This window comes from Hansschlegelia beijingensis (genome assembly GCF_045505405.1).
Lineage (GTDB): Bacteria > Pseudomonadota > Alphaproteobacteria > Rhizobiales > Methylopilaceae > Methylopila > Methylopila beijingensis_A.
On record NZ_JBJKEX010000001.1, the window covers coordinates 25,589 to 44,356 of the forward strand.

The following is an 18,768-nucleotide window of genomic DNA, read 5'->3' on the forward strand; positions in this document are numbered from 1 at the left end:
AAGTTATAATGCAAACCACATAACTAAGATTAACGAAATAAATTTCTGTAATATGTGGTGCTGAGCCACATTCCGTCTGCCCGCAGTGACCGCGGCCAGACTCAGAAGGAGGCTCAGATGACAACCGCCACAGTTCTCGTGATCGGCTCCAACGCCACCCGGATCGAACTCCAGGGCGGCGGCTCGGCGGAGATCGGCCAGTACCTCAACGAGACGGTCGTGCCGGCGATGGCGCTGCTCGAGGCCGGCTACGACATCGTGCTCGCGACCCCGGACGGAACCAAGCCGCACATCGACGAGGCGTCGGATACCGCGGATCATTTCGGCGGCGACGCGGCATCCTATCAGCGCGCCAGGAGCTTTTACGCCGACCACCCGTCGATGAATGAGGTCCGCACGCTGGCGTCCCTGCTGCGCGACGGCCTGGACGGTTACGCCGGCGTATTCGTTCCCGGCGGACACGCGCCGGCGGTCGATCTGATGCAGGACGCGGACGTCGGCGAAATCCTCCGCCGCTTCCACGAGGCCGGCAAGCCGACCGCCCTGCTCTGCCACGGCCCGATCGCGCTCCTGGCGGCGCTGCCCAAGGCGCGCTCGTTCCGCGCCGCGCTGATCCGTGGAGACCGTGCCGCCGCGACCGAGGCGGCGCGCGACTGGCCCTACGCCGGCTACGCCATGACCGTGTTCTCGGCGAGCGAGGAGCGGGTCGCCGAGGAGCATCTCCTCAAGGGCAGGCTGCACTTCAACATGCCCGAAGCCCTGGAGCTCGCCGGCGGCAAGGTGAACGTCGTCGCGACGGACTTCGCGCCGAGCGTGGTCGTCGATCGCGAGCTGATCACCGGCCAGAACCCGGCCTCGGACCACCAGATCGCCGCGCAGCTGATCGAAGCGCTCGGCGGCCGCCGCGCGGCCGCATGAGCACGCGCATGACTGGCGGGACGCTCCGTCTGCGCCCCGCCTTCACCCCCACGCACCGCAAGAGGAACGTCACCATGTCCCGTCACGTGAAGATCACCGCGATTCTCGTCGCCCGCCCGGGCAAGGCCGCGGAGCTCAGGACCCTCCTCGGGGGCATGACCGCTCCGAGCCGGGCGGAGGCCGGAAACCTTCGCTACGACCTCTGGCAGGATCAGGCCGATCCCGACCGCTTCGTGATCGACGAACTCTACGTCGACGACGACGCCGTGGCGGCCCATCGCGCCACCCCGCATTTCCAGAACTACGCCGCCGCCGTCGGCGGCCTGGCGGAGCGCACCGCCCTCGTTCTCAACCCCGTTTCAGTCGCCTGAAGAAGGCCAGAAGGAGAAACTCGTCATGTTCGGCAAGATTTCAGGCCTCCTCGCTTTGGCGATGGCCGCAGCGCCCGTTCTTCCTGCGAAGGCCGCGGAGAAGCCGGTCTCCATCGTTCTGGTCCACGGCGCTTTTGTGGACGCTTCCGGGTGGCGCGCGGTCTACGACCGGCTGACCCGAGACGGCTACGAGGTGCTGGTGGTCCAGAACCCGACGATCACGCTCAAGGACGACGCGGCCGTCACGAGCCGCGCGATCGCGAAGGCGAAGCACCCGGTGGTTCTGGTCGGCCATTCCTACGGCGGCGCCGTCATCACCGAGGCCGGCGACGATCCCAAGGTCCGCAGCCTCGTCTATGTCGCGGCCTTCGCGCCGGACGTCGGAGAGTCCGTCGCGACGCTGGCCGAGAAGCCGGTCCCCGGCGAACCGCAGGCGCCGCTGCTGCCGCCCGCAGACGGCTTCCTGATCGTGGACCCGACCAAGTTCGCAGCCGCCTTCGCGGCGGATGTGGACGCCGGAACGACGGCGTTCATGGCGAACGCGCAGATTCCCTGGGGCATCGGCGCGGTGGGCGGCGCGGTCACCACGGCGGCCTGGAAGTCGAAGCCGAGCCACTACCTGGTGGCGACGGAGGATCTGATGGTGCCCCCGACCGCCCAGCGCACGATGGCGAAGCGCATCGGCGCGACGATCAAGGAGCTGAAGGCCAGCCACGCCGTGATGATGTCCCAGCCCGACGAGGTCGTGGCCTTCATCGAAAGCGCGGACGCAACGCCCAGGTGAGCGAAAGACGGAGCGCCTCTCTCTAAGGAGCGGGGGGCTCCAACGCTCAAGGGCTCTCTCGGAGCTTTTTGCGACGAGAGGGGCGCGGTCTGAGAGTCCCGGGGCGCCTGCCGAGGCGTCGAGCCGCCCTGCGGATTCCGTCGCCCGAGCGCCGCGACGCCCAGCGCAAGTCGCGTCTGCAACCCCGTCCCGAACCGTCCGGTCGCCGCCGAACAGCGCGCCAGCGACCGCGACACTCTGAAAAGGAGAGCAGACATGAAAGTCTTCCTCATCGGCGTCGCCGGCGGCGTGGGACGCCGGGTCGCGGAGCAACTGGCCAAGGCGGGCGACGAACCCACCGGTCTCGTGCGCCGGCCTGAGCAGGCGGCGGCGCTGGCCGCTAGCGGCGTGCAAACCGCGGCAGGCGATCTGGTCTCCATGTCGGTCGACGAGTTGGCGGAGGCCATGCGTGGCTCCGATGCCGTCGTGTTCAGCGCCGGAGCCGGCGGCAGGGACAGCGACGACGCGACCACCCGGGTCGACGGCGACGGACCAGGAAAACTGGCCGCTGCGGCGAAGCTCGCCGGCGTTCGACGCTTCGTCCTCGTCTCGGTCTTCCCCGAGGCGTGGCGCGAGCGGCGCATGGACGCCGCGTTCGAGCGCTACATGGTCCAGAAGAAGAAGGCGGAGACCCACCTAGTCCTGACCGGCCTAGACTGGCTGATCGTGCGGCCCTCCGCCCTGACGAACGAGCCCGGGACCGGCCGCGTCGACCTGGGCCTTGCGAAGACCCACACCGAGATCGCGCGTGACGACGTCGCGGCCACGATCGTCGCGCTTCTGAGGGCGCCCCACCTCAAGCGGCTGATCCTGGAGGTCACGGGCGGACCGACGCCGATCGCCGACGCGGTCGAAGCGATGGATGGCGCGCTGCGGTGAAAAGGGGTCATCCGTTGGCTATGGGTTCATCGATTCCAGCACGCCCCCGGCGATCGTCGCCAGTTGACCCGTTACCGAACTTGAGAAGGTCCGCTTGGCGGCCATTCAGCTGTTTTGTCTAAGGCTGGCGATGCGGTCTCGCTCTTATGCGGACAGCAGCAAATTCCAATGGGCGCGTCCCAGGTCAGTCTTGGGCTAGGCCCTCGAACAAGGTCACTAAAGCGGCCTCGACCGCGCCCACTCCGACCTTTTCGGGCAGCAGCAGATGCTCGATGGCGAGCGTGGTGATGCCGTGGCAGAGAGCCCAGCACGCCGCCGCCTGACCCTGGACGGGACGCTCGCGGAAAACCCCGGCCGCCTGCCCGCGCGCGAGGAGCGCCGTCAAAACCTCGAACGCTCCAAGCGCCCGCTCGCTCAGATGCAGGCTCGAGGCCTTGTCGTCTGTGCTGAACATCAGGCGATAGAGCGCCGGGTTGGCGGTGCCAAAGCGGATATAGGCCTGTGCCGCCACGACCAACTCGTCCTTCACGGAAGCGGGGTGCGGCGGCTTTGCCGCGTCGAAAGCCTCCCGGAGCCGGTCGAAGCCTACAAGGGCCAGTTCCGTCAGCAGCGCGGCCTTGTCGGGGAAGTGCTTATAGGGCGCCGCATGGCTCACGCCCGCCCGGCGCGCGACTTCCCTCAGCGTGAACTGCCAGCCCTTGCCTTCCTGAAGCATGGCCATGGCGGTCTCGATCAGGGCGCGCCGCAGATCGCCGTGGTGATAGGGCCGTTCGATCGTGTCCTGCATAGCGCCTCAAGTTGACATCAGAAACTTATGTTGACAGCGCCAACATAGCGGCGCATCACTCGGGTCGCAAGTGACCAGTGTCTACATAGGAGCGAGCCATGAACCCCGTCAGCGCCATCCATCCCGACACGCCACTCCGAGATACTCTGGATCGCCAGCGTTCCGCCTTCCTGCGCGACGGCGCGCCATCGTTCAGCCGGCGGCGCGATGATCTCAAAAAGCTCCGCGCCGCCGTCGTGTCGCAGCAGAGCGAGGTCGAGGCGGCGCTCGACAAGGACTTCGGCCATCGCTCGCGGCATGAAACTGCGATCATGGAATGTCTCTCCGTCGTTCAGCAGATCGACTACCTTGTGCGCAACCTGCGCCGGCTCATGCGTCCGACGCGCCGTCACGTGGCGGCGGCGTTCCGTTTCGGAAGCGCGCGCATCGAATACCAGCCGCTCGGCGTCGTCGGCATCATGGCGCCCTGGAATTATCCGTTCGCATTGGCCCTCACCCCGCTCGCGACGGCTCTCGCCGCAGGCAATAGGGCCATGATCAAGCCGTCCGAGTTCACGCCCGCGACGAGCGGCCTGCTGGTCGGGATGCTAGCGGATCTTTTCCGAGAGGATCAGGTTGCGGTCGTTACGGGCGACGCCGCCGTCGGGGCGGCGTTCTCGGCGCTGGCGTTCGATCACCTCATCTTCACGGGCAGCACTCAGGTCGGCCGCGCGGTCATGAGGGCCGCCAGCGACAATCTCGTGCCCGTCACCCTTGAGCTCGGCGGCAAGTCACCGGTCATCGTCGCCAAGGGACATGCGCTCGGTCACGCCGCGGCTGGCATCGCCTTCGGCAAACTGGGGAATGGCGGCCAGATCTGCGTCGCGCCGGACTACGCGCTCGTGCATGAGGACGATCTCGAGGCTTTCGTCGGCGCATACGACAAGGCGGTCGCGACGCTCTATCCCGACGGGCCGACCAGCGACGACTACACGTCGATCATCAACGACCGCCACTTCGCCCGCCTGAACACCATGGTGAACGACGCCCGTGCGAAGGGCGCCCGTGTCCGTGAGGTGGGAGCGGCGCCCGAGAACGCGGCCAAGCGTCCCCATACGCTGGCTCCCACGATCGTGCTCGGCGCCAGCGATGACATGGCGATCATGCAGGAGGAGATCTTCGGTCCGGTCCTGCCGATCCTGCCGTATCGCGACCTCGACGGCGCCATCGCCTACGTCAACGCGCGTCCCCGGCCACTGGCGCTCTACTATTTCGGCGGCGACGACGCGGACCGCGCCAAGGTCTTGAGCCGGACGACGTCCGGCAACGTCACGATCAACGGCACCATCATGCACTACGCTCAGGACGATCTGCCGTTCGGCGGCGTCGGGCCGAGCGGCATGGGCGCCTATCACGGCGTCGAAGGCTTCCGCAGTCTGTCGCACGCCAAGGGCGTCTACACGCAGGGCAGGTGGAACCTGAGCACCTTTCTGCGGGCTCCTTTCGGTAAATTCGTCGACACGACCCTGAAGATGATGCTCCGCTGAACGCCATGCTCCGTTCCAAGCTCGCAGCCCCTCAGGAGGGTCGCTTCCGCGATCCCCGCCGTCCTGATCGGTCGCGGTGAACCGCCGCCGACAGCGTTTTGGCCGTCGGCGGCGGTTCGCGTCGATCATCGATCCGGGTCCGACGGGGCGTCGGGGCCGTGCGGCCGCCGATATCGCTTGTCAGCCGCGATTTGGCGTTGGGCGCACTCCATCGCGCCGGGGATTATTTGAGCCGTCCGCAACGTCGGCTTTTCGGCGGACCGCTTAAATCGGCTCCTGGCGCGATGCCGAACGATTGCGGGTGTATTGGCTGGGAACATTCTGCCGGCTCGCTGTCGAGAGGTGGCGCAGCGTCGTCGGCGCGGGCCTAAGGAACGTTAGCCCGCGTCACCTTACGTGCGATGACGGTTGGAGTTAGGTTGACTAGATGCCGCAAGGCTACGCATGTCGGCTGACGCGGGTGATTGACATTGGTGCTGCAGCAAAAGGCCGAGACGCGTCAGACCGGGAGGTCTCCCGGACAGCCTCGCTGTCGCGACGCGAGCCGTTCGCGCATCAGATCGCCACGACGCTGCGCGATAGAATCATTCGCGGGGACCTGCCGCCCGGCGAGCGCATCGTCGAGCGCAGCCTGTGCGAGACGCTGTCTGTCTCCCGGACGCCGCTGCGCGAAGCCCTAAAACTGCTGGAGCTCGAGGGGCTGGTCGAGATCTCCCAGAACCGGGGAGCCCGGATCATGTCTTTCACAGCGCAGGAGGCGTCTAACCTGTTCGAGGTGATCGCGGGCCTCGAGAGCCTCGCGGCCGAGATCGCCGCCGCCAGGATAGAAGCGCACGAGCTCGGTGAGCTCGACGCCATGCATGACCGCATGACCGAGCACTATCGCGCGCTGGACAAAGATCCGTATTTCGAACTCAACAGCGATATCCATGACAGGATCGTCCGGCTGTCGTGCAATCCGGTCCTGATCGCGACACACGCCAACCTGATGCTGCGGGCGCGGCGCGGCCGCTACCTGGCGATCGTCGATCCTCATCGCTGGCAAGAGTCCATGGGCGAGCACGACGCCCTGATGGCGGCCTTGCACGCCCGTGATCCGGAGGCTGCGCGCCGCATCTGGAAGCACCATCTGCTGCGCACCGGCGAGACGGTCTGCGCGGTCCTCGAAGCTACGAGCCAAAAGGCGTCGCCGCCCCTCGATCTGGCTATCGGGTGAAAAAACTGAGCAGACGACGCGCTCGTCGCTTTTCGATGCTCAAATAGTAGGCAGCGAGTCGACCCGGGCCCTCGCGCTCGGGTCGGCGGCGATCGCGTCCAGTCGCGACCTAACCCTCCACGCAGAAAAAAGGAAAGCGTCGCCGCCGGGCGGGCCGGCCGAGGTCGCATGCGCGCGTCAAATTGGGGAAGGCGCAATAACAGGCGGCGGTTTGCACAATCGCTAATCGCGCCCGGACTCGCCAAACCCATTTAAGCAGCTGTATTTGCTCATAGAAACACGATGGAATGCAATCCAGCCGCCGCCTTGGTCCACGTGACGCCTTGAGCTAGAGAGAGAACGCCATGGCACTCCGCCTTTCCCCGGCCGGCTCCAGCCGCCGCGGCTTCCTGAAATTCTCGGGCCTGTTCATGGCCGCCACGGCCGTAATGTCGCTGCTCGGCGGCGCGCCCGCTGCTGCCGAACCACTGACGGTCGAGGCGATCAAGAAGGCTGGCGTCATCAAGGTCGGCGTCGAGGCCGCCTATCGCCCGTTCACGTTCCGGGACAAGGGCGAGATCGTCGGCTACGACGTGGATCTCGCGAAACAGATCTTCGCCCCGCTAGGCGTGAAGGTCGAGTTCGTCGACACCGCCTGGGCGGGCGTGATCCCGGCGCTCTACGCCGGCAATTTCGATGTGATCATGACGTCGCTGACCTACACCAAGGAGCGGGTGTCGAAGGTCGCCTATTCCATCCCCTACGCCGAGGCCACGCAGGAGATGCTGGTTCGCGCGTCGGACGCGGGATCGATCAAAAAACTCGATGATATGGCCGACAAGGTCCTCGGCGTGAAGCTCGGCTCGGCCGGCGACACCATGAAGGCCAAGCTGCTTGAGAAGCTGAAGGCCGACACGGGCAAGTCGTTCGAGGTGAAGGCCTACGACGACCATCCGGCCGCCTATCTCGCGCTTGCGCAGGGCTCCGTCGACGGGGTGATCAACTCGCTTGCGACCCTGACCCAAGTGACCAAGGACGCGCCCGGCAGATACGCGATCGTTCGCGACATTGGTCCTCGCAACTGGGCCGGCATCGCCACGCGCAAGGAAGAAGCGCCTCTGGTCGAGTTTCTAAACGAGCAGATCAATGCGCTGAAGGCCAACGGCGAGATCTTCAAGCTGCAGGAAAAGTGGTTCGGCACGCGGATGGTCCTCTCCGACAAGATCCCCGACTTCTCGTGACCACCGTCACGGAGCCGGCCGTGGCCCGCTCCGTCCACCTTTTCGGCGACCACGCCGAAGCCCTCCTCGTGGATCAAACGCGATGACGATTGACTGGGCCATCGTCGAGATGGCCATGCCGCTGCTTGCCGCAGGCTCCGTCATGACGCTCAAGATCGCGTCGCTGGCGGCGCTTCTCGGGCTCAGCGGAGGCGTCGCCCTTGGGCTGATTTCGCTCGGCGGCTGGACCTGGTCGCGGTGGATGGTGCGCGGCTATGTCGACTTCATCCGCGGCACGCCGCTTCTGATCCAGATTTTCATCGTGTTCTTCGGCCTGCCGCTGATGGGTTTCAGGCTCGGAGAGTTCTGGTCCGGGGTGATCGCGCTGTCGCTCAACTGCGCGGCCTATGTCGCGGAGATCGTGCGCGGCACGGTCGGCGCGGTGGAGAAGGGTCAGGCAGAGGCGGCCAGGTCGATCGGTATGACGCAGGGCAAGATTCTGCTCCATGTCCTGCTTCCGCAATCGATCCGCCCGATGGTCCCGGCGCTGACGAATGACGTCATCACCCTGCTCAAGAACACGTCGCTGCTGTCGGTCATCTCCGTCTACGAGCTGACGCGCTCGGGCCAGGCGATCATCGCCTCGCATTTCGCCCCGCTCGAGATCTTCGGGCTTCTGGCCATCTACTACTACGCCATCATCTCGGTTCTCTCGTGGATCTCGCGGGTGATCGAGCGGCGGCTTCCGGCCTGGTGAGCGCCATGACATCCGCAATCGCGGCCCCGATCCGTCCTGTGACGCTGGCGAACGACAAGCCCCTGCTGTCCGTCCGGGAACTGCGCAAGAGCTATGGCGAGCGCGAGATCCTGAAGGGGATCTCGTTCGACGTCATGGCCGGCCAGACGCTGGTGCTGATCGGCCCCTCGGGCTCGGGAAAGACGACGGTGCTCCGGTGCCTCAACTTTTTGGAGACCCCCGACGGAGGAGAGATCGAGCTGATGGGTGAGCCGATCGGCGGCGCCCATGTCGGCGAACCCCCGCGCTGGACGCCGCTGCCGGAGTCCCGGCTCGCCCTGCAGCGCCGCAAGTTCGGCTTCGTGTTCCAGCGCTTCAATCTCTTCCCGCACCTCACCGCGCTCGAGAATGTCGCGATCGGTCCGCGCAAGGTGCTCGGCGTGTCGCGAGAGGTCGCGAGCGCGCGCGCCGCCGAACAGCTCGCCCGGGTCAGCCTCGCCGATCACATGCACAAGCGACCCTCGCAGCTTTCGGGCGGCCAGCAGCAGCGCGTCGCCATCGCCCGCGCGCTCGCCATGGATCCGAAGCTCATCCTGTTCGACGAGCCGACCTCTGCGCTTGACCCGGAGCTCGTCCACGAGGTGCTCGACGTGATGGGCGCCCTCGCCCGCGAGGGCATGACCATGGTCGTGGTGACCCATGAGATGGGCTTTGCGCGGCGTGTCGCCGATAAGCTGATCTTCATGGCGGACGGCTTCATCGTCGAGGAGGGCGCGCCCGAGGCCGTCTTCACTGACCCGCGCGAGGAAAAGACCCGGCGCTTCCTCCGTCACGTCCTCAATCGGTGAGATCATGATCGAGACGCTTTACGACCTGGTGATCACCGACGTCACGGCGCTGACCGGCGCTCCCGCCTCGCATGTGATCGAAGACGCCGTCATCGCGATTTCGGACGGGCGTTTCGCGCGGGTGGAGAAGGCCGACAGGAGCGCCCCGCCGCTTAGCTCCCGCCGCACGGCGAGCCTGCCGGGCCGCGTCGTCACGCCGGGCCTCGTCAACGTCCACACCCACGCCAATCTCAGCATGGTCCGCGGCGTCGCCGAGGACCTCGGCTTCGCGCCCGCCTATACGCCGGGCATCCCGCAGGGCCACATGGTGACGCCCGAGGAGGCCTACGCCATCGCGCGCCTCGGCGCGCTGGAGGCGATGCTGTTCGGCTCCACGCTGATCAACGACACCTTCGTGCACGCCGATATCGTGACCCCTGCGATGGCCGAGGTGGGGCTGCGCGTCTGGTCTTGCGGGCGCATCCACGACGTCGACTTCTCCGGCGTCTCGCTGGGGCGCTGGGAGCATGTCGACGCCATCGGCGACCGGACGCTCGGCGAGGCTGTCGCGCTCGCGGAGCGCTATGACGGCAAGAGCCGCGGCCGCATCGGCGTCCAGCTCGCAGCGCACGCGCCCGACACCTGCTCGACGCCCTTCCTGCGGCGCATCGCGGAAGCCGCGGAGGCGAAGGGCCTGCGCGTCACCACCCATCTCTCACAGAGCAAGGTCGAGGTCGCCCGGATCCGCGAGCGCGACGGCAAGAGCCCGCCGGAGCTGCTCGACGAGGTCGGGATGCTCAACGACCGACTCACCGCCGCGCATTGCATCCATGTCGGCGAGGACGACATCGCCCGCATCGGCCGCGCCGGCATCCACGTGGCGCACATCGCCAAGGGCAACGCGACCGGCGCCACCATCGCGCCGACCCAGAAACTGCGCGCGGCAGGCGCGAAGCTCGCGCTCGGCACCGACAACATGCACGCCGACATGGTCGAGGTGATGCGCTGGGCGCTCGCGGTCGGCCGGATCCAGCTCGGCTCCGTCACCGACGAGTGGCAGCCCGAGACCGTGTTCGAGATGGCGACGATGGCCGGGGCGCGGGCCATGGGGCTCGAGGATGAGATCGGCAGCATCGAGGTCGGCAAGCGCGCAGATCTCGTGGCCTTCGACTTCCGCCGTCCGCATCTCACCCCCGCCACCCATGCGCTCGGCAACCTCGTCCATGTCGCGCAAGGCCGCGACGTCGATCTCGTCGTGGTGGACGGCGATGTGGTGGTCGAGGACGGACGGCCGACCCTCGTCGACGCCGACGCGATCCGCCGCGACGCGGCGGCCGCAATCGACGCCCTGTGGAAGCGCGCGCGCGGGACCTGAGAGATGCGTATCCTCCTCATCAATCCCAACACGTCCGGCTCCATGACGGAGCGCATGGTGGCGAGCGCCTCCCGGTCGCTTGCGCCCGACGTCGAGCTCGTCGCGCTCACCGCGCCGCGCGGCATGCCCTACATCGCAAGCCGCGCGGAGTCCGTGATTGCCGGGGCGACGACGCTCGAGCTTATCGCCGAGCATCAGGACAGCTTCGACGCGGTGGTGATCGGGGCCTTCGGCGATCCCGGTCTGATCGCGGCCCGGGAGCTGTTCGACCTGCCCGTGACCGCGATGGCGGAAGCCGCCATGCTGACCGCCTGCATGGTGGCGCAGCGGTTCTCGATCGTCACCTTCTCCCGGACGCTGACCGCCTGGTACGAGGACGCGGTGGCGCTGAGCGGTCTCCAGGCTCGCTTCGCCGGCATCCGCGTGCCCAACGTTCCGTTCGTCTCGATCGACGACGTGCAGGGCGAGCTGGAGAGCGAGCTCGTCGAGCTCTGCCTGCGGGCGGTCGAGGCGGACGGATCGGACGCCGTGATCCTCGCCGGGGCGCCTCTCACGGGACTTGCCGCCAAAGTCGCGGATCGCGTTCCGGTGCCGCTGATCGACCCGCTCGACGCCGCCATCGGCCAGGCCGCGCTGCTGGCGCGGCTACGGACGAGCCCGGCGCGCGCAGGACGCTTCGCACGCCCGCCGTCCAAGGTCGCGACCGGCTTGTCGCCGGCGCTCGGCTCCTGGATCGAGCGGCAGGAGAGCGCCGCGGGGATCGGCTGAGATGTTCGACACGGTGATCAAGGGCGGACGGGTCTCCACGGCCTCCGACACCTTCGGCTGCGATATCGGGATCCGGGACGGCGTCATCGTGGCGCTCGGCGCGGAGATTGGAGAGGCGCGCGAGGTCATCGACGCAACCGGCCGCTGGGTGCTGCCCGGCGGCATCGACAGCCATGTCCACATCGCCCAGCCCTCGGGCGAGGGCCTCGTCATGGCGGACGATTTCGAGAGCGCCACCCGTTCGGCCGTGATGGGAGGCAACACGACGGTCCTGCCGTTCTGCCTGCAGGAAAGCGGCGTGCCGCTGCGCGAGAGCGTGCGGGCCTATCACGCCAAGGCGGACGGCCGGTGCTACACCGACGTCTCGTTCCACCTCATCATCTCCGATCCGACCCCGCAGGTGCTCGGACAGGAGCTGCCGGCGCTGGTGCGCGACGGCTACACATCCTTCAAGGTGTTCATGACCTATGAAGGGCTCGCGCTCAGCGACCGCCAGATCCTCGAGGTCATGGCCATGGCGCGCGAGACCCGTGCGCTCGTCATGGTCCACGCGGAAAACTACGACATCATCCGCTTCCTGACCGACAGCCTCGAGGCGCAGGGCAAGACAGCGCCGAGACATCACGCCGACTCCCGCCCGATGATCGCCGAGCGTGAAGCGACCCACCGCGCCATTTCACTCGCCGAGCTGTCGGAAGTGCCGCTGATGGTCGTGCACGTGTCGAACCGCGAGGCAATGGAGGAGATCCGTCGCGCGCGCCAGCGCGGCCTGAAAATCATCGGCGAGACCTGCCCGCAATATCTGGTGCTGACCGCTCAGGATCTCGACGGCCTCAACATGGAAGGGGCCAAATATGTCTGCTCGCCGCCCCCGCGCGATCGCGACAGCCAGGAGGCGTGCTGGCAGGGACTGCAGCAGGACGTGTTCTCGGTGTTCTCCTCCGACCACTGCCCGTTCCGCTACGACGATCCGCAAGGCAAGCTTACGCCGAAGGGGCGCACCAGCTTCCGCTGGGTGCCGAACGGCATTCCGGGCATCGGCGCGAGGCTGCCGATCCTGTTCTCCGAAGGCGTCGTGAAGGGCCGGATCGACATCAACCGCTTCGTCGCGCTGACCTCGACCAACCACGCCAAGACCTACGGGCTCTATCCGCGAAAAGGCGCGATCGCGATCGGCGCGGACGCCGATCTCGCGATCTGGGATCCCGAGCGCCGGCAGACCCTGACGCACGCCATGCTTCGGGATGGGTCCGACTACACGCCCTATGAGGGCCTCGAGATCGTCGGCTGGCCGATGACGACCCTGGTGCGGGGCCGCGTTGTGGTGCGCGAGGGCGTGCTCGAGGGCGCGAGGGACGGCGTCCATCTCCCGCGCGGCGTCAGCGCCCACGCCTAGCCCCGGCGCCGTCACGCCGCGCTCTCCGACACATGGACGATGTATGAGCGACATTCTGATCTTTGCCGGACCGTTCGAGTTCAAGGCGCGCCTGGAAACCGGTCTGGCTCCTCGAACGGCCGAGACCTTCAAGTCGCTGCTGCCCTATGAGCAGAAGGCGATCCACGTCCGCTGGAGTGGCGAAGCGGTCTGGATCCCTCTCGGCGACACCGACCTCGGCGTCCCGCTGGAAAACCAGACCTGCTATCCGGCGCCTGGACAGGTCCTGCTCTACCCTGGCGGAAAAAGCGAGACTGAGATTCTGCTCGCCTATGGCGGGGTCAGCTTCGCAAGCAGGATGGGACAACTCGCCGGCAATCACTTCCTTACTGTCACCTCGCCCCTCGAAGACCTGGTCAAGCTCGGCGAGCTGGTCTTGTGGGAGGGGGCACAAACGATCCGGTTCGCACTCGCGCGTTAGACCTCGTCAGGTCATCCCTGACATTTCAGGTAAAGTGGTGCGGCCCTCGCCGCAACGTGAATGTCTGCTGCTTGCGCTGGCCTTGCGTCCGGATTTGGCGCCGAGCGGCTGTGGACTACCAGCCGGAGGTGACCGTTGCGGACTCTGAGCGTCTGTCTGGACCGGGGGGAGTGAGCCCGCGGAAGGCTAGCCGTGATCTAGGGAAAAGCTACGCGCCGCAATCAGCACCGGCAGTAGCTGCTTGCCCCTGTCGGACAACCGGTATTCGACGCGCAGAGGCTTTTCTCCGAAGTCTGTGCGCTCAATCAGGCGATCTGCCTCAAGCTCGCGGAGGTGCTGGGTGAGCATCTTCTGCGATATGCCAGCCATGTCCCGCCGCAACTGCGACGTGCGTAGGGACGGGTCCGCGTAAAGCCGGAACAAGATCGGCAACTTCCATCGGCCCTGGATCATCCGCACGACGCGGGTGACGTGCGCGACCGATCCTTCGGGCCCAAGACAGGCCTCCCGCTCGCCTGCGGGCACTTTTAAGTGCGTACTTGTCACGCCCATGCGCTCGAACGACCTAGCCGCCATCAGCCGCAGAGAGTGGGTTTCGAGCGATGGATTTGCAATTGGGCGGCAGGACCGCGCTTGTCACAGGAAGCAGCAAGGGCATTGGCGAGGCCATCGCGCGCACGCTCGCGCGTGAAGGCGCGGTTGTCGTCGTCCACGGTCGCGATGCGGCGCAAACGCGGCGGGCCGCAGAGAACATTGTCGAAGGCGGCGGGCGCGCTCACGCGGTCCTAGGCGACCTTACCGAGGAGATGGCTGTCGAGAGCGTGGTGCGAGAGGCCGAAAACCTCGCTGGCCCCATCGGCATTCTGGTCAATAACGCCGGTGGCTCCAGCCCTGGGCGGGAGGACTGGAGCAACACGCGGTCTGACTCGTGGGCGTCCACCTTCGATCGCAATGTGCTGGCGGCGCTCAGGGTCACCACCCGGCTGCTGCCTCGGATGCGGCAAGCGCATTGGGGCCGGGTGATCAACATCTCCAGTCTCGCGGCGACGATCGCCCCGCCCAACGCCCCGGACTATTCGGCCAGCAAGGCCGCGATCAACGCCATGACTGCATCAATGGCAAAGGCGGTGGCCGCTGACGGTGTCACGGTCAATGCGGTCTCCCCGGGCCCAATACACAGCACCACCCTAGACGTCCGTTTCCGTGAGGCAGCGGAAGGCCTCGGCGTGGATAGTGACGCCCCCTGGGAGGAGGTCGAGCGCACGGTCCTGCCTCTGTTCGCTCAGGTTCCCATCGGCCGGGTGGGTCGCCTGGACGAGATCGCCGATGTCGTCGCTTTTCTCGCCAGCCCACTTGCCGCCTATATCACGGGCGCGAACCTGCGAGTGGATGGCGGTCTCTCGCCCACCCTTTAATCCGGCGAGCGTGCGACACACGCGTTCACAACGCCTCGGAAGGGCCGGACCGGGCGCATGCAGCGTAGGGCCGAAACGCCTCCTTCTGGCGCAGATCAGGGCTGGCCTGTATCTCCACGCCGATGGCGACATGCGCAACTCAAGGTCGCTTCATCTCGATCTGGAACGGCGTCCTGGCGCTCGAAAGTTCCGCTCGTTAGGCTAACGGCCTGGCGGTGATGATCGCTATTGGAGACTCGGTGTGTGTGATCGCCACATCGCCGAACCCCGCTTTCACCAGAAGTTCGCGATATTCAGCCAGAGAACGCTCGCGGCCGGTCAACATGACCAGCATGTTCAGGTCCATGAGCGAGGCGAGACTCCCCTCCCCGGCTTCGCCCAACACAAGCTCCAGGATCGCCACGCGGCCGCCCGGCGCAATCGCGTTCCGGCAGTTGTGCAGAATGGCGATGCATTCCTCGTCGTCCCAATCGTGGAGGATCCACTTCAGAAGGTAGAGGTCCGCCGAAGGGACGCTTTTGAAGAAATCCCCTGCGACCTTGTCTATCCGGCCGCGAATTTGATCCGGCACGTTAGAGAAGGCGTGACCGTCGATAACGTTCGGCAGATCGAACAACGTCGCTTTCAAGGAAGGATTGGCTTCCAGGAGCGGCGCCAACAGAGCGCCGCTTGCGCCTCCGAGGTCCACGACGCGCTCCACCCCCGTTGTGTCAAGAACGCGTGCGGCCTCGCTGGACACGAGTGCTGTCAAGCCCTCCATCGATTCTGTGAATGCCTCCGCCTCGGCCGGCGTTCGTCCGTAATACTCGAAGATACCTGAGCCCAATGCAGGAACCGTCTGCGGACGCCCTGAGCGGAGCGCCTCGGCAAAGCGCCCCCACGGCAGCCAATGGCCCGCCGCTGGCTGTGACAGTGCAAATCCGCGCATCGACTGAGGATGATCCCGTCGCAACGTGTCGAGTAGTGGAGTTGTCGCGAACCTTTCGCCGTTGGAGCCGACAAGCCCGAGGCTCGCGCAGGCCCGCAGATGTCGGAACACCGCCGACGGGTCCATGCCGGCAAGCGTGGCGAGCTCCTCCGCAGTCGCCGGGCGCTTCTGCAGGTGTTCGGCGTATTCGGCTACCGCAGCCCCATGAACAATCTGCGTCACCCAATAACCGGTGATCATCTGGAGCATGCGTGTTGCAGGCTCCGGAGCCTCTTTGATAGTCATGATCCCTCTATTGCGTTCTGTAGCTGGCTGGACGCAGTGGCGGGAGCGCCGCGTCGGCGAGCGTCATTCGGATTTCCGGTGGGATTGACGTGGTTCGGCCCGCAGCCGGCGCCGTTCGCCTGGACCACCGCCGCTGCTTTGGTCCCAAGCGGGGCCGGCAGCTGCGCAGGTCTGCCGGCGGTGTTATCGACTACAGATCCATCAGCCGCAGAGTTATGTGCAACGCGCCCCGATCGGGCGGGCGCATTATGAGCGTCGCGGGCCCGGCCGAAACGGCAATCCGCACGTGAATCCTTGGGCAATTCTCCTCGCCGATACCGCACCGGCTTCGCTTCACAGACGGCTCGCCGTCAGCCTTGATGATCGAAGCGCCGAGCCGAGAGGCAGAGGGCGCGGGAGCCGCGGCTTCCCAGGTTGAGGCCGGTCGGACTCAGACTTCGATCTTCAGAAGGAACTGGTTCTTGTACATCGCGAGGCTCGTCATGACCTCGATCGAGGCGATGTCCGGCTCGCTATGGCAATGCGCCGCCAGGAACTTGGTCAGAGCCTCGTGGGAGTCGAACACAACCTCCACCAGAAGGTCGTACCGGCCGCTTACCCAGAGAGCATAGACGACGGAATCATGCTTTCCGAGCCGTTCGGCGACCTCCGCAGGCGACCTGCCAGGGGCGACCTTGATGCCGAGCATGGCGTCGGACTGGTAGCGGATCGCCGTCGGGTCGACGACCGCGACGATGTTGAGGACGCCAGCCTCCTTCATCCACGCGACGCGATTGCGCACGGTGCCTTCCGAAACCTCCAGCAGCTCCGCGATCGCGCGGAAGCTCATCCGGCCGTCCTTCTGCAGGCATCTGACGATCTGCTGGTTCAGCGCGTCGTAGGGGGACGAGAGCGGAAGGCCCCGGTCGTCCGGATCAGTGACAAGGGTATCGGCCATCGATGCGGTCTCAAGGAGATCAAATGGATCAGTAGCCTAAACGAGAACCCAGACAATGCGTAACGCCCGGCTCCGGGCGAAGGGTGGAGGGCCCGAACAATGATGCCGGACGTCAAGGAGGGCGGCCTTGGGAGCCGCCCTCCTGCTTCGAGCATGCGCGCATTCAGGTCAGAGCACGAAGAACCAGTTTGCGACGATCACCGTCAGCAAGCCTCCGGCGAGAGCGAGGTAGGGCAATATCCCTGCCTTTCGCGTCGCGAGACCGGACTGGCCGATGCCGATGTCGTCGAGCATGTGGTCCGGAAACCGTCCCTTGTCCTGGATGTAGTGCCGGAAGAAGAACACCGGGACGATCAGAGCGGTCACGGCGAAGCCGGCCCAGAGCGCCCACGGGTGCCACACCTTGGCGCCCGCCCCCAGGAACAGCGCGTTGACGAAGGAGAGCATCGTGCCCGCCGCGAGCAGCACGGTGGGCGCCTTCCACGGCCGCTTGATGTGGCCGTTGTCGATGCGGTGGATCCAGCCCGCGTTCAGGTTCAGGAAGTTGAAGATGAAGTAGCAGCAGTTCGAGACTGCCATCACGAAGAAGAAGCTGGTGGCGTCGGCCGCCGCGATCGTCAGAAGGAAAAGGTTGAACGCGAGGTCGGTCCACATCGCCGCGGTCGGCGCTCCGTGCTGGTTCACCCGCGTCAGATATTTCGGCAGCCAGCCGTCCACGGCGCCCTGGTAGAGGGTCCGCGAGGAGCCCGCCATCGCGGTCAGGATCAGCAACATGACCGCCATGATCATCAGCATCACCATGACGTTGGTGATCAGGGTCGTGCCCTTGATCATTCCCGCCATGGCCTCGGCCACGCCCGAGCCGTCGCCGATAGATGGAGCTAGCATGCCGTCGATGCCCAGCACGCCCTGGAAGGTGAACGGCACCAGCGTGTACAGCAGAATGCAAAGCAGGCCGGAGTAAAGGATCGCGCGCACTGCGTCCCGAGCCGGATTCTTGAACTCGCTTGTATAGCAAATCGAGGTTTCGAAGGCGTAGGCGGCGTAGCCGGCGAGGAACAGGCCGCCGAACACCAGGGTCCATCCCTTTACGTCCCAGGCGCCGGTTTCTGGCGCGTAAGGCGCAGCGAGCGGCGTAAGGGGCGAGAAGTTCGCCCAGTCGATCTCACCCGTGAAAATTGGCACCAGACCGACGATCAGCATCGGGATGATGACCAGCAGGCCGAGATACTTCTGCATGTTCGCGGCGCGCATGACGCCTCGGTGCTGGACCGCGAAGGAGATCATGGTCAGCGCGACGCCGATCCAGAACACGGCGTTGAGCGACATGCTGATCGGCCCGAGCGTCGCGTGGAAGAGCGTCCAGGTCCGGATCGCAGGCGTCGCCGCAGCCGTCGCGGCCATGATCGCGTCCTGCGCGGAGACGCCGGCGTTGGCGGCCAGGTAGCTCGCCACTTCGGGAGAGGTCTCGGTGAACACCGGTACCGGCGCCAGCGCGTTGAGGATGTAGGCCGCGGCGATGGTGCAGCCGAGCGAAAGGCCCGGGGTCCAGGCCAGCCAGTTGCACCATACCGAAAGGGGGGCGATCGGCTTCGCATACCGCAGCCACGCTACGGAACCGTAGACCGACGCGCCGCCCGACTTGCTCGGAAACAGCCCGGCGATCTCGGCATAGGTGAAGGACTGGATCACGCCGAACACCACCGACACGGCGAACACCGCAAACGTCAGGTGTCCTGAGACCCCGGCGACTCCGCCGATGGTGAAGAGCACGAGCGCCGGAACGCCGCTCGCAAGCCAGAATGCACCCCGCCAGTCGATTGCGCGGTGGAGTTTCCCCGAGTCCTCCCGAAGGTCGGCCGGCGTCGTCGCGTCCATGAGGCACCCTTTCGTCTCGCTGCGGTTCCTGCCCAGCGCGTCCG

Annotated in this window: 19 protein-coding genes; 14 read left to right on the forward strand and 5 right to left on the reverse strand. The window is 66.2% G+C overall.

The annotated features are described in order from the left end of the window. Positions 1-117: 117 nt before the first annotated feature. The 4 genes from ACIKT0_RS00105 (at position 118) to ACIKT0_RS00120 (ending at position 2,991) form a co-directional block, all read left to right on the forward strand. Entirely contained in the window at positions 118-918 is an 801-nt protein-coding gene (locus ACIKT0_RS00105) for a type 1 glutamine amidotransferase domain-containing protein (protein WP_407103401.1), read from the forward strand. Positions 919-926: 8 nt separating this feature from the next. Further along, positions 927-1,289: a putative quinol monooxygenase gene (locus ACIKT0_RS00110; RefSeq protein WP_407103402.1), complete on the forward strand. Its 363-nt coding sequence runs from the start codon at positions 927-929 to the stop codon at positions 1,287-1,289. A gap of 61 nt (positions 1,290-1,350) precedes the next feature. Beyond that, positions 1,351-2,073: an alpha/beta fold hydrolase gene (locus tag ACIKT0_RS00115; protein ID WP_407103432.1), complete on the forward strand. Its 723-nt coding sequence runs from the start codon at positions 1,351-1,353 to the stop codon at positions 2,071-2,073. 255 nt (positions 2,074-2,328) lie between these two features. Next, positions 2,329-2,991: an NAD(P)H-binding protein gene (locus ACIKT0_RS00120; RefSeq protein WP_407103403.1), complete on the forward strand. Its 663-nt coding sequence runs from the start codon at positions 2,329-2,331 to the stop codon at positions 2,989-2,991. A 184-nt stretch (positions 2,992-3,175) separates the two neighbouring features. On the opposite strand, the gene ACIKT0_RS00125 is transcribed toward ACIKT0_RS00120, so the two are convergent. Further along, positions 3,176-3,778, reverse strand: a complete 603-nt coding sequence (locus ACIKT0_RS00125; protein WP_407103404.1) for a TetR/AcrR family transcriptional regulator — start codon at positions 3,776-3,778, stop codon at positions 3,176-3,178. A gap of 98 nt (positions 3,779-3,876) precedes the next feature. On the opposite strand from ACIKT0_RS00125, the gene ACIKT0_RS00130 reads away from it, so the two are divergent. The 9 genes from ACIKT0_RS00130 (at position 3,877) to ACIKT0_RS00170 (ending at position 13,281) form a co-directional block, all read left to right on the forward strand. Beyond that, on the forward strand, positions 3,877-5,304 hold the full coding sequence (locus tag ACIKT0_RS00130) for a coniferyl aldehyde dehydrogenase (RefSeq protein WP_407103405.1): 1,428 nt from the start codon (positions 3,877-3,879) through the stop codon (positions 5,302-5,304). Positions 5,305-5,731: 427 nt separating this feature from the next. Continuing rightward, positions 5,732-6,520 carry a GntR family transcriptional regulator gene (locus tag ACIKT0_RS00135; RefSeq protein WP_407103406.1) on the forward strand — a complete coding sequence of 263 codons (789 nt, stop codon included), beginning with the start codon at positions 5,732-5,734 and terminating at the stop codon, positions 6,518-6,520. Between the two features lie 344 nt (positions 6,521-6,864). After that, on the forward strand, positions 6,865-7,740 hold the full coding sequence (locus ACIKT0_RS00140; RefSeq protein ID WP_407103407.1) for a transporter substrate-binding domain-containing protein: 876 nt from the start codon (positions 6,865-6,867) through the stop codon (positions 7,738-7,740). 82 nt (positions 7,741-7,822) lie between these two features. Then, positions 7,823-8,476 (forward strand): amino acid ABC transporter permease, encoded by a 654-nt coding sequence (locus tag ACIKT0_RS00145; protein ID WP_407103408.1) that lies wholly within the window; start codon positions 7,823-7,825, stop codon positions 8,474-8,476. 5 nt (positions 8,477-8,481) lie between these two features. Further along, positions 8,482-9,303 (forward strand): amino acid ABC transporter ATP-binding protein, encoded by an 822-nt coding sequence (locus ACIKT0_RS00150; protein ID WP_407103409.1) that lies wholly within the window; start codon positions 8,482-8,484, stop codon positions 9,301-9,303. A 4-nt stretch (positions 9,304-9,307) separates the two neighbouring features. Continuing rightward, positions 9,308-10,657 carry an amidohydrolase family protein gene (locus tag ACIKT0_RS00155; RefSeq protein ID WP_407103410.1) on the forward strand — a complete coding sequence of 450 codons (1,350 nt, stop codon included), beginning with the start codon at positions 9,308-9,310 and terminating at the stop codon, positions 10,655-10,657. A gap of 3 nt (positions 10,658-10,660) precedes the next feature. After that, positions 10,661-11,425, forward strand: coding sequence for an aspartate/glutamate racemase family protein (locus ACIKT0_RS00160; protein WP_407103411.1), 765 nt, complete (start codon positions 10,661-10,663; stop codon positions 11,423-11,425). Position 11,426: 1 nt separating this feature from the next. Next, positions 11,427-12,821 carry a dihydropyrimidinase gene (hydA, locus tag ACIKT0_RS00165; RefSeq protein WP_407103412.1) on the forward strand — a complete coding sequence of 465 codons (1,395 nt, stop codon included), beginning with the start codon at positions 11,427-11,429 and terminating at the stop codon, positions 12,819-12,821. A 43-nt stretch (positions 12,822-12,864) separates the two neighbouring features. Next, positions 12,865-13,281: a DUF3830 family protein gene (locus tag ACIKT0_RS00170; RefSeq protein WP_407103413.1), complete on the forward strand. Its 417-nt coding sequence runs from the start codon at positions 12,865-12,867 to the stop codon at positions 13,279-13,281. Between the two features lie 186 nt (positions 13,282-13,467). Here the strand turns inward: ACIKT0_RS00170 and ACIKT0_RS00175 are convergent, their stop codons facing one another. Beyond that, on the reverse strand, positions 13,468-13,833 hold the full coding sequence (locus ACIKT0_RS00175; RefSeq protein ID WP_407103414.1) for a winged helix-turn-helix transcriptional regulator: 366 nt from the start codon (positions 13,831-13,833) through the stop codon (positions 13,468-13,470). Positions 13,834-13,883: 50 nt separating this feature from the next. Here ACIKT0_RS00175 and ACIKT0_RS00180 point away from each other — a divergent pair, with 50 nt between their 5' ends. Next, entirely contained in the window at positions 13,884-14,696 is an 813-nt protein-coding gene (locus ACIKT0_RS00180) for an SDR family NAD(P)-dependent oxidoreductase (protein ID WP_407103415.1), read from the forward strand. Positions 14,697-14,892: 196 nt separating this feature from the next. Here ACIKT0_RS00180 and ACIKT0_RS00185 read toward each other — a convergent pair whose 3' ends face one another. From ACIKT0_RS00185 to ACIKT0_RS00195, 3 genes are all read right to left on the reverse strand, one after another. Then, complete coding sequence (locus tag ACIKT0_RS00185; RefSeq protein WP_407103416.1) at positions 14,893-15,873, reverse strand: methyltransferase; 981 nt, start codon at positions 15,871-15,873, stop codon at positions 14,893-14,895. Between the two features lie 466 nt (positions 15,874-16,339). Beyond that, a complete protein-coding gene (locus ACIKT0_RS00190) occupies positions 16,340-16,846 on the reverse strand; it encodes an Lrp/AsnC family transcriptional regulator (RefSeq protein WP_407103417.1) in 507 nt (168 codons plus the stop codon). A gap of 168 nt (positions 16,847-17,014) precedes the next feature. Then, positions 17,015-18,724, reverse strand: a complete 1,710-nt coding sequence (locus tag ACIKT0_RS00195; RefSeq protein WP_407103418.1) for a trimethylamine N-oxide permease — start codon at positions 18,722-18,724, stop codon at positions 17,015-17,017. Between the last annotated feature and the right edge of the window lie 44 nt (positions 18,725-18,768).